11 protein-coding genes and 2 rRNA genes (1 of these 13 running past the window's edge) are annotated in these 14251 nt (G+C 70.1%); 11 read left to right on the top strand and 2 right to left on the bottom strand.

The genetic code is table 11. The features are described from left to right. Both ACN267_RS13150 and rrf read left to right on the top strand, forming a co-directional pair. Positions 1 to 2565: ribosomal RNA gene (locus ACN267_RS13150) — 23S ribosomal RNA — on the top strand; it begins 546 nt to the left of the window's first position. A 96-nt stretch (positions 2566 to 2661) separates the two neighbouring features. Next, positions 2662 to 2778, top strand: a 5S ribosomal RNA gene (gene rrf / locus ACN267_RS13145). A 91-nt stretch (positions 2779 to 2869) separates the two neighbouring features. Here rrf and ACN267_RS13140 read toward each other — a convergent pair. Next, complete coding sequence (locus ACN267_RS13140; RefSeq protein WP_421488800.1) at positions 2870 to 4474, bottom strand: hypothetical protein; 1605 nt, start codon at positions 4472 to 4474, stop codon at positions 2870 to 2872. A gap of 105 nt (positions 4475 to 4579) precedes the next feature. Here ACN267_RS13140 and ACN267_RS13135 point away from each other — a divergent pair, with 105 nt between their 5' ends. Beyond that, positions 4580 to 5581 carry a Replicase polyprotein 1ab gene (locus tag ACN267_RS13135; RefSeq protein ID WP_281898785.1) on the top strand — a complete coding sequence of 334 codons (1002 nt, stop codon included), beginning with the start codon at positions 4580 to 4582 and terminating at the stop codon, positions 5579 to 5581. After that, positions 5578 to 6597 carry an HAD-IIA family hydrolase gene (locus ACN267_RS13130; RefSeq protein WP_421488799.1) on the top strand — a complete coding sequence of 340 codons (1020 nt, stop codon included), beginning with the start codon at positions 5578 to 5580 and terminating at the stop codon, positions 6595 to 6597. The genes ACN267_RS13135 and ACN267_RS13130 overlap by 4 nt, the downstream gene beginning before the upstream one ends. An 87-nt stretch (positions 6598 to 6684) precedes the next feature. Here the strand turns inward: ACN267_RS13130 and ACN267_RS13125 are convergent, their stop codons facing one another. Then, on the bottom strand, positions 6685 to 7020 hold the full coding sequence (locus ACN267_RS13125) for an SCP2 sterol-binding domain-containing protein (RefSeq protein WP_204962042.1): 336 nt from the start codon (positions 7018 to 7020) through the stop codon (positions 6685 to 6687). A gap of 112 nt (positions 7021 to 7132) precedes the next feature. On the opposite strand from ACN267_RS13125, the gene ACN267_RS13120 reads away from it, so the two are divergent. The 7 genes from ACN267_RS13120 (at position 7133) to ACN267_RS13090 (ending at position 14197) form a co-directional block, all read left to right on the top strand. After that, a complete protein-coding gene (locus ACN267_RS13120; RefSeq protein ID WP_239486498.1) occupies positions 7133 to 7816 on the top strand; it encodes a phasin family protein in 684 nt (227 codons plus the stop codon). 175 nt (positions 7817 to 7991) lie between these two features. Next, positions 7992 to 8183 (top strand): hypothetical protein, encoded by a 192-nt coding sequence (locus tag ACN267_RS13115; RefSeq protein ID WP_204962048.1) that lies wholly within the window; start codon positions 7992 to 7994, stop codon positions 8181 to 8183. Between the two features lie 18 nt (positions 8184 to 8201). Continuing rightward, complete coding sequence (locus tag ACN267_RS13110) at positions 8202 to 9047, top strand: TlyA family RNA methyltransferase (RefSeq protein WP_421488798.1); 846 nt, start codon at positions 8202 to 8204, stop codon at positions 9045 to 9047. 109 nt (positions 9048 to 9156) lie between these two features. After that, on the top strand, positions 9157 to 10041 hold the full coding sequence (locus ACN267_RS13105) for an NAD kinase (RefSeq protein WP_204962040.1): 885 nt from the start codon (positions 9157 to 9159) through the stop codon (positions 10039 to 10041). Positions 10042 to 10178: 137 nt separating this feature from the next. After that, positions 10179 to 11936: a DNA repair protein RecN gene (gene recN, locus ACN267_RS13100; RefSeq protein WP_204962039.1), complete on the top strand. Its 1758-nt coding sequence runs from the start codon at positions 10179 to 10181 to the stop codon at positions 11934 to 11936. 119 nt (positions 11937 to 12055) lie between these two features. After that, positions 12056 to 13234 (top strand): putative cytokinetic ring protein SteA, encoded by a 1179-nt coding sequence (gene steA, locus ACN267_RS13095; RefSeq protein ID WP_281898775.1) that lies wholly within the window; start codon positions 12056 to 12058, stop codon positions 13232 to 13234. A 27-nt stretch (positions 13235 to 13261) separates the two neighbouring features. Then, entirely contained in the window at positions 13262 to 14197 is a 936-nt protein-coding gene (locus tag ACN267_RS13090; RefSeq protein WP_204962037.1) for a copper transporter, read from the top strand. Positions 14198 to 14251 lie beyond the last annotated feature (54 nt).

Genomic DNA, 14251 nt, shown 5'->3' with positions numbered 1-14251 from the left:
ACCGTGAGGGAATGGTGAAAAGTACCCCGGGAGGGGAGTGAAATAGTACCTGAAACCGTTCGCCTACAATCCGTCGGAGCCTTGCGGGGTGACGGCGTGCCTTTTGAAGAATGAGCCTGCGAGTTAGTGGCATGTGGCGAGGTTAACCCGTGTGGGGGAGCCGTAGCGAAAGCGAGTCTGAAGAGGGCGTTGTAGTCGCATGTTCTAGACCCGAAGCGGAGTGATCTAGCCATGGGCAGGCTGAAGCGCGGGTAAGACCGTGTGGAGGGCCGAACCCACCAACGTTGAAAAGTTGGGGGATGACCTGTGGTTAGGGGTGAAAGGCCAATCAAACTCCGTGATAGCTGGTTCTCCCCGAAATGCATTTAGGTGCAGCGTCGTGTGTTTCTTGCCGGAGGTAGAGCACTGGATGGTCTAGGGGGCCTACAAGCTTACCGAAATCAGCCAAACTCCGAATGCCGGTAAGTGAGAGCGCGGCAGTGAGACTGCGGGGGATAAGCTTCGTAGTCGAGAGGGAAACAGCCCAGATCACCAGCTAAGGCCCCTAAGCGTGTGCTAAGTGGAAAAGGATGTGGGGTCGCATAGACAACCAGGAGGTTGGCTTAGAAGCAGCCACCCTTTAAAGAGTGCGTAATAGCTCACTGGTCAAGTGGTTCCGCGCCGACAATGTAGCGGGGCTCAAGCACACCGCCGAAGCTGTGGCATTCACATGATACTTCGCATCTCCTTGATGGGGTGTGCAGGTGTGTGGATGGGTAGGGGAGCGTCGTGCCGGGGGTGAAGCAGCGGGGTGACCTAGTTGTGGACGCGGCACGAGTGAGAATGCAGGCATGAGTAGCGAAAGAAGGGTGAGAAACCCTTCCGCCGGATGACCAAGGGTTCCAGGGCCAGGCTAATCCGCCCTGGGTGAGTCGGGACCTAAGGCGAGGCCGAGAGGCGTAGTCGATGGACAACGGGTTGATATTCCCGTACCCGCGAAGGAGCGCCCGTGATGAACCTCGTTGTGCTAACCACCCGAGCTCCGGGAGGTCTTCGGACCGAACGGAGGGAGCGTGGGAACCTGGCGGGTAGTAGTCAAGCGATGGGGTGACGCAGGAAGGTAGCTGAGCCCGGCCGGTGGTTGTGCCGGGGTAAGCGTGTAGGCCGTGCCGTAGGCAAATCCGCGGTGCATTGAGGCTGAGACGTGATGCCGAGCCGATTCAGGTGAAGTCAGTGATCCTATGCTGCCGAGAAAAGCCTCTAGCGAGTTCTGAGCGGCCCGTACCCCAAACCGACACAGGTGGTCAGGTAGAGAATACCGAGGCGATCGGGCGAACTGTGGTTAAGGAACTCGGCAAATTGCCCCCGTAACTTAGGGAGAAGGGGGGCCGGAGACGTGAAGCCCCGTGCGGGTGGAGCGTTGTATGGCCGCAGAGAGCAGGGGGAAGCGACTGTTTACTAAAAACACAGGTCCATGCGAAGAAGTAATTCGATGTATATGGACTGACGCCTGCCCGGTGCTGGAACGTTAAGGGGACCTGTTAGCTCTTTCGGGGGCGAAGCGGAGAACTTAAGCGCCAGTAAACGGCGGTGGTAACTATAACCATCCTAAGGTAGCGAAATTCCTTGTCGGGTAAGTTCCGACCTGCACGAATGGCGTAACGACTTCCCCACTGTCTCAACCACAGGCCCGGCGAAATTGCAGTACGAGTAAAGATGCTCGTTACGCGCGGCAGGACGGAAAGACCCCGGGACCTTTACTATAGCTTGACATTGGTATCTGAATGGGCTTGTGTAGGATAGGTGGGAGCCGGTGAAACCTGTACGCCAGTATGGGTGGAGGCAATCTTGAAATACCACTCTGGTTGATTCGGGTATCTAACTTCGGACCGTTATCCGGTTCAGGGACAGTGTCTGGTGGGTAGTTTAACTGGGGCGGTTGCCTCCTAAAGGGTAACGGAGGCGCCCAAAGGTTCCCTCAGCCTGGTTGGCAATCAGGTGTTGAGTGCAAGTGCACAAGGGGGCTTGACTGTGAGACTGACAGGTCGAGCAGGGACGAAAGTCGGGACTAGTGATCCGGCACTTGCGTGTGGAAGCGGTGTCGCTCAACGGATAAAAGGTACCCCGGGGATAACAGGCTGATCTTCCCCAAGAGTCCATATCGACGGGATGGTTTGGCACCTCGATGTCGGCTCGTCGCATCCTGGGGCTGTAGCAGGTCCCAAGGGTTGGGCTGTTCGCCCATTAAAGCGGTACGCGAGCTGGGTTTAGAACGTCGTGAGACAGTTCGGTCCCTATCCGCCGTGCGCGTAGGATACTTGAGAAGGGCTGTCCCTAGTACGAGAGGACCGGGACGGACGAACCTCTGGTGTGCCAGTTGTCCCGCCAGGGGCACGGCTGGTTAGCTACGTTCGGAAGGGATAACCGCTGAAAGCATCTAAGCGGGAAGCCTGCTTCAAGATGAGGTATCCCACCCCACTTTGTGGGGGTAAGGCCCCCAGCTAGACGACTGGGTTGATAGGCCGGAAATGTAAGCTCGGTAACGGGTTGAGTTGACCGGTACTAATAGGCCGAGGACTTGATAACAAGGCTGCTACGCGTCCACTGTGCAACTCTGAACAAACACCAAACAACCCCCCACACGTGTGTGGGTGTGTGTGTTGTTTGATATGTTCATAGTGTTACGGCGGTCATGGCGGAGGGGAAACGCCCGGTTACATTCCGAACCCGGAAGCTAAGCCCTCCAGCGCCGATGGTACTGCACTCGGGAGGGTGTGGGAGAGTAGGACACCGCCGGACAACCTTTCCAGTCGAGGGCCGCCCCATCCGGGTCGGCCCTCGACTGCGTCGCGCCGTGGGTGGCGCAATCAGGAAGGATGTACCTGTGAGTTCAGGACCGCAGGGCGGAGACCGTCCGCGCCGATACGAAGACCGCTCCGACCGTCCCCAGGGGCGGGACGCCGGCCCCCGCCGGGACGACCGACCCCCGTACCGTGGTGACCGCGACGACCGTGGTGCCGCGCGGGGTGGACCCCGGAGCGGCGATCGGCGTGAGGGCGGTTTCCGGTCGGCCCCGCGTACCGGTGACTCCCGCGACGGTGGTTTCCGGAGTGGCGACCGCCGCGACGGTGGTTTCCGCCGTGACGGTGACGCACCGCGAAACGGCGGCTTCCGCAGCGGTGAGCGCCGGGAGGGTGGCTTCTCCGGTGAGCGTCGTGAGGGTGGTTTCCGGTCGGGTCCGCGTGACGGTGATTCCCGTCCCGGTGGTTTCCGTGGTGGGGATCGTCGGGATGATTCGCGTGGCGACCGTGGTGGTTTCCGGTCGGGCCCGCGCGAGGGTGGTTTCCGTGGCGGTGACTCGCGCGAGGGTGGTTTCCGAGGTGGGGACCGTCGTGAGGGTGGTTTCCGGTCGGGTCCGCGTGACGGTGACTCTCGTCCCGGTGGTTTCCGCCGCGACGGTGACTCCCGCGAAGGCGGCTTCCGTGGCGGTGACCGCCGTGAGGGTGGTTTCCGCGGCGGTGACTCCCGCGAGGGTGGTTTCCGAGGCGGTGATCGTCGTGAGGGTGGTTTCCGGTCGGGTCCGCGTGACGGCGATTCCCGTCCCGGTGGTTTCCGCCGCGACGGTGACTCCCGCGAAGGGGGCTTCCGTGGCGGCGACCGTCGGGATGATTCGCGTGGCGACCGTGGTGGTTTCCGGTCGGGCCCGCGCGAGGGCGGTTTCCGGGGCGGTGACTCCCGGGGTGGTGACTCGCGCGAGGGCGGTTTCCGTGGCGGCGACCGTCGGCCCGGTGGCTTCTCCGGTGACCGTCGTGAGGGTGGTTTCCGGTCGGGTCCGCGTGACGGTGACTCTCGTCCCGGTGGTTTCCGCCGCGACGGTGACTCCCGCGAAGGCGGCTTCCGTGGCGGTGACCGCCGTGAGGGTGGTTTCCGAGGCGGTGACTCCCGCGAGGGTGGTTTCCGTGGCGGTGACCGTCGTGAGGGTGGCTTCTCCGGTGAGCGTCGTGAGGGTGGTTTCCGGTCGGGTCCGCGTGACGGTGATTCCCGTCCCGGTGGTTTCCGTGGCGGTGAGCGCCGCGAAGGCGGCTTCCGTGGCGGTGACTCCCGCGAGGGTGGTTTCCGTGGCGACGACCGTCGGCCCGGTGGCTTCGGCGGTGACCGTCGTGAGGGCGGTTTCCGTGGGGGCGACTCCCGTGAGGGTGGTTTCCGTGGTGGCGATCGTCGTGAGGGTGGTTTCCGTGGCGGTGACTCCCGTGAGGGTGGTTTCCGGGGTGGGGACCGTCGCGAGGGTGGCTTCTCCGGTGAGCGTCGTGAGGGTGGTTTCCGGTCGGGTCCGCGTGACGGTGACTCCCGTCCCGGTGGTTTCCGCCGCGACGGTGACTCCCGCGAAGGCGGCTTCCGTGGCGGTGACCGCCGCGAGGGCGGTTTCCGCGGCGACGACTCGCGCGGCGGTGACCGTCGTGAGGGCGGTTTCCGGGGTGGCGAGCGCGGCGGTCACGAGCGGCCGCGCCGGGACGACCAGCGGGACGACCGCCGCCGGGAGGGCGGGTTCGGCCCCGACCGGGAGCGTCGGGACGAGACCGACGGCCGGGCGGTCGCGCCGGTGCTGCCGGACGAGATCTCCGCGAGTGACCTCGACACGGCGGTCCGTGCGGAGCTACTGTCGCTGAACAAGCCGGTGGCGGAGACCGTTGCCCGACACCTGGTCGCCACCGGTCAGCTGATCGACGAGGACCCGGCGGAGGCGTTGGCCCACGCGATGGCCGCCCGGCGGCTCGCCGCCCGGATCTCCGCCGTACGTGAGGCGGTCGGCCTGGCCGCGTACCACGCGGGGGAGTGGCAGACGGCGATCGCCGAGCTGCGCACGTACCACCGGATGACCGGGTTGCAGAGCCACCTGGCGGTGCTGGCCGACTGCGAGCGGGCGCTGGGGCGTCCGGAGCGGGCGATCGACCTGTTCCGGGGGGCCGACAACGACAAGCTCGACAAGGCCGTCGCGGTCGAACTGCTGATCGTCGCCGCGGGTGCCCGGGGTGACCTGGGGCAGAAGGACGCGGCGGTGGCGATGCTCCAGGTGCCGGAGCTGACCACCGACGTGGCCGAGCCGTGGACCGCGCGGCTGCGGTACGCGTACGCCGACGCGCTGCTCGCGGTGGACCGCCGTGAGGAGGCTCGGGAGTGGTTCTCGCGGGCCGCCGATGTGGATGCCGACGGCGAGACCGACGCGCCGGAACGGCTGCTGGAACTCGACGGCGTGGTGATCGAGGGCGACGACGAGGACGACGAGCCGGTCGAGGAGCCCGTTGCCGCAGGGGACGCCGACGGCACGCTGCCGGCCGACCCGGACGCCGGGGCCCGGCGGACCGCCGACGACCGTGACGAGGACGACGACTTCGACGACGAAGACGACGTCGACGACGAGGCTCGCGACAGCCACGACGACCGTGCCGAGGACGAGGGTGCCGAGCTGACTCGGCCGGACGCTGCCGAGGCCGGACGGGACGCTCCCGACGCCGCCGAGGACGCCGCCGGTGCCGAGGACGTGACGGCCACGGGTGGGGTGCGGCCGGTCGACGGACCGGCGGCGGAGGCGGACCAGCGATGACCGCAGTCGCCGGGGACCGGCTGATCGACGGGTACGCCCTGGTCGTCTTCGACCTCGACGGAGTGATCTACCTGATCGACCGGCCGATCCCCGGCGCGGTCGAGGCCCTCGGCGCGCTACGGGCCGAGGGCCGGTCGGTGGCGTTCGCCACGAACAACGCCTCGCGGCGTTCCAGCGAGGTCGCCGAGCTGCTCACCGGCATCGGCGTACCGGCTGATCCGGCGGAGGTGCTCACCTCGGCCGCCGCCTCCGCGGAGCTGTTGCGGGACCGGCTGCCGGCCGGCGCGGCGGTGCTCGTCGTCGGTGCCGAGGCGCTGCGCGCCGAGATCAGCGCCGTCGGGCTCACCCCCGTCGACCGCGCCGACGCCGCGCCGGTCGCCGTCGTGCAGGGGTACGGCCCGCAGGTGGGCTGGGTGGACCTGGCCGAGGCGTCGGTGGCGATCCGGGCCGGGGCGATCTGGGTGGCCACCAACACGGACCGGACGCTGCCGAGCGGGCGGGGCCCGCTGCCCGGCAACGGGTCGCTGGTGGCGGCCCTGCGGCACACCCTGGACCGGGCACCCGACGTGGTCGTCGGCAAGCCCGAGCCGGCGCTGTTCACCACGGCCGCCTGGCGTGCCGGCACCGGCCGGACACTGGTGGTCGGTGACCGGCTGGACACCGACATCGAGGGCGCCCGCCGGGCCGGGCTGGACAGCCTGCTGGTGCTCACCGGCGTCAGCGACGTACCCGAGCTGTTGGGTGCCCCCGAGCAGCGGCGGCCGACCCACGTGGCGGCCGACCTGGCCGGGCTCTTCGATCCGACGGCGGTGGTCCGGGTCCCCGGTGCCCCGCAGGCCGGTGGATGGTCGGCGGTGGCGGTGGACGGTGCGGTGGAGCTGAGCGGTGCCGGCCGGCCGCTGGACGCGCTGGCCGTGCTGTGTGCGGTCGCGTGGGAGGCGGGTACCGGGGCGGACGTCCGCCCGGCCTCGCCGGAGGCGGAGCAGGCGCTGGCCGGGTTCGGCCTGGCCACCTGACGGCACGCCACCTGACGGCACGCCACCTGACGGTGGAAGGGCCGGCACCGGGCAGCGGTGCCGGCCCTGTCGTCGTCGCGTCGTCGCTCAGAGCAGCTTGCGCAGTTTCAGCAGGTCGAACGGGCTGGCCTTGATGGAGACCCGGCGGGCGGCGACCGCCTTGGTGACGTCGAGCTGGCCGCGCACCAGGGCGACGAGGTCGTCGCTGGAGGTGACCAGGGCGATCTTCGCTTTCGGGTCGTCGCCGTCGGCGAGATCGACCAGCCGGCCGCCTTCGATCCGGCCGTGGAATGCTGTCTCCAGATCGGTGATCCGGCAGGCCAGGGTCCGGTCCAGATCGATCTTGCTGGACGCTTCGGCGTGCCGGTCCAACCGGTCGGCAAGATCCCGCAGGGCCTGTCGGCACTCGTCCACGCTTGCCACATCGTCTCCTTCGTACCCGCCACGCCGTTTTCCGGCACCGTACCGCAAGGGACGCCTCGGGGCGCCCGGTAGCGTGAGGGCCGCACACTGCCCCCGCGGAAGGACTTGAGTCATGCAGGACGCGTGGCGCGCCTACCTGGAGCTGGCCCTGGGCCTGACGGAGGCGCCCCGGAAGAGGGCACAGGACGCCGCCCGGCGGCTGGCCGGGACGGGCGGTGCGACCGCCGTCCAGTTGCAGGCGCTCGCCGAGGAACTGTTCGCCACCGGCGTGGCGAACCGGGAGGCGTTGACCAAGCTGGTCCGGTTCGAGGTCGACCGGGCGCTCGGCGCGGTGGGGCTGGCGACGGCCGACGAGGTCGCCGAGCTGACCCGTCGGGTGCACGACCTGGAACGGCAGCTCCGTGAGGCGAAGGGTGCCCCGGGCGGGCTGCCGGCCGGTGACGCCGCACCCGACACGACCGTACCGCGCAGTGGCGGCGCGGCGACCCGGCCGGCCCCCGCAACGGAGGCCGACGCGGCGGCGGCCGGTACCGCCCGACCGCCGACCGGGACGGTGGCCAAGAAGACCGTCGCGAAGAAGACCGTAGCGAAGAAGGCGGTGACCCCGACGACGGTGGCGACGACGGCCCCGAAGGCCGTGGCGAAGAAGGCCGTCGCGAAGAAGGCGGTGGCGAAGAGGGCCGGGTCGACGGCGGACGCGGCCCCGCCGGCAGCCGGGTCGACCGGACCCGGCGGGGATGCTGCCCGCCCCGGGAAGGTGACCCCCGGCCACGACGGCTCCGGTGGTGCCGGGTGAGCCGTCCCCCGGGGAGCCGGTCGTGACCACCCCGTTCCGCCCCGGTCCACCGCCTGCCGGCCGCCCCGGCCCGTTCCCCGCCGGGACACCCGGCCCGCCCGTCGGCCGTCCCGGCCCGTCGGGGGTCGGGACACCCGGTCCGTCGCCGGTCGGTCGGCCCGGTCCGCCGCCGCACCTGGGCCGGCCCGGTCCGCCGCCGGTCGGCGGGCGCGACGACGAGGTCGACGACGCCCGGCATCCTGCCGTCGACGCCGCCGTGCGGGCGATGGCCAACGCCGAGGGCCTGTCCCCGGCCGACCAGATCGCCCAGTACGAGGCGGCGTACCAGACGTTGCGGGAAACCCTCGCCACCATCGACCAGACCTGACCGGAGAGAACCACCCCCATGGCACGTCGTACCCGGCTCGACGCCGAACTCGTCCGTCGCGGCCTGGCCCGGTCCCGGGAGCAGGCCGGCGCGTTGATCGAGGCGGGTCGGGTCCAGTTGCGCGGGGTGCCCGCGCGTAAGGCCGCCGCGATGGTCGACCCGGCCGATCCGCTGCTGGTGACCGGGGCGGACCCGACCGACGAGTACGTCTCCCGGGGTGGGCACAAGCTGGCCGGCGCACTGGCCGCGTTCGGTCCCGGTGGGCTGCGGGTGGCGGGCCGGCGGTGCCTGGACGCCGGGGCGTCGACCGGGGGGTTCACCGACGTGCTGTTGCGTGCCGAGGCGGCCGAGGTGGTCGCGGTGGACGTCGGCTACGGGCAGCTCGCCTGGTCGTTGCGGACCGACGATCGGGTGCGGGCGATGGACCGCACGAACGTGCGGACGCTCACCCCGGAGGTGATCGGTGGGGAGGTCGACCTGACGGTGGCGGACCTGTCGTTCATCTCGCTGCGGTTGGTGCTGCCCGCCCTGGCGGGTTGCACCAGGGTCGACGGTGACCTGGCGCTGATGGTGAAGCCGCAGTTCGAGGTGGGCAGGGAGCGGGTCGGCGCGGGTGGGGTGGTGCGTGATCCGGCGCTGCGGGCCGAGGCGGTGCTGGCGGTGGCGGCGAGCGCGGCCGGGCTCGGGCTCGGGTTGGCGGACGTCGCGGCCAGTCCGCTGCCCGGTCCGAGTGGCAACGTGGAGTTCTTCGTATGGTTGCGCCGGGACGCGCCGCCGGCCGATCCCGGTCGGGTGCGTGCCGTGGTGGACGCCGGGCCGAACGGCCCCGGGCCGGACCCGGTGTCGGGGAAGGTGGCAGGGTGAGCGTGGTGGGTGGTGTCGGTACGACGCCCCGCGAGGGTGGACGGGAGGCGGGTCCGGTGGACCTCGACGAGGGTGGGGCTGGCCGGGTGCGGGGCGGACGGTGGCACCGGTGAGCCGCACGGCCCTGCTGGTGACGCACACCGGGCGGCGGCGGAGCACCGAGCACGCGCGGGCGGTCGCCGCCGACCTGATCGCGGCCGGTTTCGAGGTGCGGGTGGTGGCCGAGGAGGCCGATGATCTCGACCTGCCCGGGGTGGTGCCGGTGGACGGTCTCCAGGCGGCCGAGGGTGCCGAGATCGTCTTCGCGCTCGGCGGGGACGGCACGTTCCTGCGCGCGGCGGAGCTGGCCCGGCCGGCGAAGGTGCCGCTGCTCGGGATCAACCTGGGCAAGGTGGGTTTCCTGGCCGAGGCCGAGATCGACGATCTCGACACGGCGGTGCGGGACGTGGTGGGGCGCAACTACACGGTGGACGAACGGCTCACCCTCGACGTCACCGCCGAGTTCGACGGTGGCCCGACGATCGAGTCGTGGGCGCTCAACGAGATCAGCGTCGAGAAGGGCGAACGTGCCCAGATGCTGGAGTTGCTCGTCGACGTGGACGGTCGTCCGCTGTCCCGGTACGGCTGCGACGGTGTGGTGTGCGCCACGCCGACCGGTTCGACGGCGTACGCGTTCTCCGGTGGGGGGCCGGTGGTCTGGCCGGAGGTGGAGGCGTTGCTGCTGGTGCCGATCAGCGCGCATGCGCTGTTCAGCCGGCCGCTGGTGACCGCGCCGACGTCCACGTTCGTCATCACGGTCGATCCGTTCACCACGCTGGCGGTGCTGTGTTGTGACGGTCGTCGGGTCTACGACCTGCCGCCGGGGGCGACGGTGACGGTGCGTCGGGGTGCGTTGCCGGTCCGGGTGGTGCGGTTGCGGGACCGGCCGTTCACCGACCGGCTGGTGGCGAAGTTCGATCTGCCGGTGCAGGGTTGGCGCGGTAGCCGCCGCTGATCGGGGCCGGCGCGGGTGTCCGTGGTCACCTGCGGGGCCGTCGACCAGCGGCGCTGTGCCGGTGGAGGATTTCCTGCCGGTGCGGTGCCCCGTGCCGGCTGGTCAACTGTCGCAGCACGCGTCTACTGTCGGGTGCTGTGCTGGAAGAGCTGCGGATCACCGGACTGGGCGTCATCGAGGACACCACCCTGCCGCTGGCCGGCGGGATGAACGTCATCACCGGTGAGACCGGTGCCGGCAAGACGATGGTGGTGACCGGTCTCGGCCTGCTGTTCGGCGGGCGGGCCGACGCGGGTCGGGTGCGGGCCGCGCCGGGGCGGGCGACGGTCGAGGGGCGGTTGCGGCTCGACGGCCGGGTGGCCGACGTGGTGCACGCCCGGATCGTGGACGCCGGTGGCGGGCCCGACGACGACGGCTCGCTGCTGATGAGCCGGACGGTGACGGTGGAGGGCCGGTCCCGGGCGCACCTGGGTGGCCGCAGCATGCCGGTGTCGATGCTCGGCGAGGTCGGCGAGCAGGTGGTGGCGGTGCACGGCCAGTCCGACCAGCTGCGGCTGCTGCGGCCGGCCGAGCAGCGGGCAGCGCTGGACCGGTTCGCCGGGCCGGGGCACGAGAAGCTGGTCGACGCGTTGCGGGAGGCGTACGGGCGGTGGCGGCAGGTGGTCGACGATCTGGCCGACCGGCGCAGCAACGCCCGGGCCCGGCACCAGGAGGCCGATCTGCTGCGGCTGGGGCTGGACGAGATCACCCGGGTCGATCCGCAGCCGGGTGAGGACGACGAGTTGAAGGCCGAGGTGCAGCGGCTGGAGCATGCTGAGGGGTTGCGGACGGCGGCGCAGCTGGCGCACGTGTGTGTGGCCGGCGGGGTGGAGGCGGCCGACGACACGCCGGATGCGACGGCGTTGCTCGGCACGGCCCGGCGCACCCTGGAGGCGCAGGCCGGCACCGATCCGGCGCTGGGTGAGTTGGCCGGCCGGCTGGAGGAGGCGGCGACCCTGGTGGCGGACGTGTCGGCGGAGTTGTCGGCGTACCTGGCGGCGTTGGACGCCGACCCGGCCCGGTTGCAGACGATCTACGAGCGGCGGGCCGCGTTGCGGGCGTTGACCCGTAAGTACGCCGACGACGTCGACGGGGTGATCGCGTGGGCGCAGCGGGCCCGGACCCGGTTGTCCGACCTGGACACCTCCGACGAGCTGCTCGACGAGCTGGACCGGGAGGCGCAGCGCCTGGCCGGTGAGGTGGCCGAGCTGGCCGGGCGGTTGTCGGCGTCCCGGCAGGAGGCGGCGGTGCGGTTCGCCGAGCAGGTCACGGTGGAGCTGGCGGGGCTGGCCATGCCGCACGCCCGGATCGAGGTGGCGGTGCTGCCCCGGCCGGCCGGCCGGTCCGAGCCCACCCTCGCGGTCAACGGGGTGGAGTGCGGGGTCGGCCCGGACGGCGCCGACGAGGTGGAGTTGCGGTTGCTGGCGCATCCGGGTGCGCCGTCGTTGCCGTTGCAGCGGGGTGCCTCCGGGGGTGAGTTGTCCCGGGTGATGCTCGCCATCGAGGTGGTGTTCGCCGGTTCGGGGGGCCCGCCGACGCTGGTGTTCGACGAGGTCGATGCGGGTGTGGGTGGGCAGGCGGCGGTGGAGATCGGTCGGCGGTTGGCCCGGTTGGCGCGCAGTCACCAGGTGCTGGTGGTGACGCACCTGCCGCAGGTTGCGGCGTTCGCCGACCGGCACCTGGTGGTGGCGAAGGACACCGGTGGCGCGGTGACGACCAGTGGGGTGCGGGTGGTGGAGGACACCGAGCGGGCCCGGGAGCTGGCCCGGATGCTCGCGGGTTTGCCGGATTCGGATCTGGGTATCGCGCATGCCGAGGAGCTGCTGGCCGTTGCGGCGAAGGAAAGGCGGCCCTGAGGGCAACGATTGTGAGCGGAGGCACACCAGCCTGCGCTCTGGTGTGCTTCCCTGGGTAGGCGGCCCTGCTCAGGCATGTCGCGACGGAAATGCCTGCCTCCCATGCCAGGATGGTCACGATGCGTCTACCCACGTTGCGCCGGGCCCGGAACGCGGAACCGGACTCAGTTCTCGGCACCGCACGTCTGGATCGCCGTACCAAGCGGCTGGTCGGCCGGCTCCGCCCCGGCGACATCGCGGTGATCGACCATGTCGACCTGGACCGGGTGGCGGCCGATTCGCTGGTCGCGGTCGGTGTCGCGGCGGTGCTCAACGCCAAGCCGTCGGTGTCGGGCCGGTATCCCAACCTGGGGCCGGAGGTGTTGATCGGTGCCGGCATCGTGCTGCTGGACGACCTCGGTGAGGGGGTGTTCGAGCGGATCCGGGAGGGTGACACCGTCCGGATCGAGGGCAACACCGTCTTCCTGGGCGACGAGCCGGTCGCGCATGGTGACCTCCAGGATGCCGAGACGGTCGCCAAGGCGATGTCCGATGCCCGGGAGGGCCTGTCGGTGCAGTTGGAGGCGTTCGCCGCCAACACGATGGACTACCTGCGCCAGGAGCGGGACCTGCTGCTCGACGGGGTGGGTGTGCCGGACATCGAGACGCCGGTGCAGGGGCGGCACTGCCTGATCGTGGTCCGGGGTTACGACTACAAGGCCGACCTGGACGTGCTGCGCCCGTACATCAGGGAGTTCAAGCCGGTGCTGATCGGCGTGGACGGCGGGGCGGACGCCCTGGTCGAGGCGGGGTACACCCCCGACATGATCATCGGGGACATGGATTCGGTCACCGACGACGTGCTGCGCTGCGGCGCCGAGGTGATCGTGCACGCCTACCCAGACGGCCGGGCGCCGGGTCTGGCCCGGGTCAACGGCCTCGGCGTGCCGGCGATCACCTTCCCGGCCGCCGCCACCAGCGAGGACCTGGCGATGCTGCTGGCCGACGAGAAGGGCGCCTCGCTGCTGGTCGCGGTCGGCACCCACGCCACGCTCGTGGAGTTCCTGGACAAGGGGCGCGGGGGGATGGCCTCGACGTTCCTCACCCGGTTGAAGGTCGGCGGGAAGCTGGTCGACGCCAAGGGGGTGAGCCGGCTCTACCGGCAGAGCATCTCCGGATCGTCGCTGCTGCTGCTGGTCCTGTCGGCGATCGCCGCGATGGCGTCGGCCGTGGCGGTCTCCACCGTCGGCAAGGCGTATTTGGGTGTGGTCTCCGAGTGGTGGGACAATTTCGTGTTCCAGCTCGGCCAGCTCTTCTAGCTCCCGACCGATCAAGAGGCTGCAAGCGTGATCAACTTCCGATACCACGTGGTGTCCCTGACCGCGGTCTTCCTGGCGTTGGCGATCGGCCTGGTGGTCGGCACGGCCGCCCTCAACGGGCCGGTCGCCGACTCGCTCAAGGAGACCGTCAACTCGCTGCGCAAGGACAACCAGCAGATGCGGCAGTCGGTCAACAGCCTCCAGAAGGAACTGGACATGGAGGAGGATTTCGCCGCCGAGATGGCGCAGATCATCCTCCCGGGGAAGTTGACCGGCAAGCGGGTCATGGTGCTCAGCCTGCCCACCGGGCGGGAGCACACCGAGGGCGTGCTGAAGATGCTCCAGACCGCCGGGGCCACCGTGACCGGCCGGGTCGACATCCAGGACAAGTTCGTCAACCCGGACAACAACACCAGCCTGATGGAGTTGGCCGTCACCGCCGCCCGGCCCACCGCCCCCGCCTCGGCGCTGCCTGGCAACGGCAACGGCGTGGAGACCTCCAGTGCCCTGCTGGCCAGCGTCCTGCTCGACCGGCCGCAGGGCACCCCCGCGGTGACCGACGCCGACCGGCGGGCGGTGCTGGCCGCGTACGTCAACGCCGGCTACCTGACCAGCGAGGAGAAGGTCACCGGCCCGGCCGAGGCCGTGGTGGTGGTCAGCGGGCAGCCGTACGTCGACAAGGACTCGGCGAAGAAGGACGAGTCGGTGGTGAAGATCGCCGAGCAGTTCGACCGGACCGGCGCGATCGTCGTCGGCGGCAACGGGTCCGCCGGCGGCAACCTGGTGGCCGTGGTCCGGGGCGACCCGGTGCTCGCCCAGACCATCTCCACCGTCGACAACGCCAACACCGTGCAGGGGCAGCTGGTCACCAGCCTGGCCCTGGTGCAACAGCTCACCGAGAAGCGCACCGGTCAGTACGGCGTCGGCGACAACGCCACGCTGGTGCCTAGACTGCCCCAGTGAACGAACCACGTACCCCGGTGACCGGTTACCACCCGCCCGTACCGTCCGGCGGTG

The organism is Micromonospora sp. WMMD734, from assembly GCF_049178975.1.
Taxonomy (GTDB): domain Bacteria; phylum Actinomycetota; class Actinomycetes; order Mycobacteriales; family Micromonosporaceae; genus Micromonospora; species Micromonospora wenchangensis.
This window is presented reverse-complemented; position numbering and strand designations above follow the sequence as displayed.

Excerpts from the sequence above, each read along its gene's own strand:
- ACN267_RS13120 (WP_239486498.1), top strand. The coding sequence starts at position 7,133 with ATGCAGGACGCGTGGCGCGCCTACCTGGAGCTGGCCCTGGGCCTGACG.
- ACN267_RS13130 (WP_421488799.1), top strand. The coding sequence starts at position 5,578 with ATGACCGCAGTCGCCGGGGACCGGCTGATCGACGGGTACGCCCTGGTC.
- steA (WP_281898775.1), top strand. The coding sequence starts at position 12,056 with ATGCGTCTACCCACGTTGCGCCGGGCCCGGAACGCGGAACCGGACTCA.
- ACN267_RS13110 (WP_421488798.1), top strand. The coding sequence starts at position 8,202 with ATGGCACGTCGTACCCGGCTCGACGCCGAACTCGTCCGTCGCGGCCTG.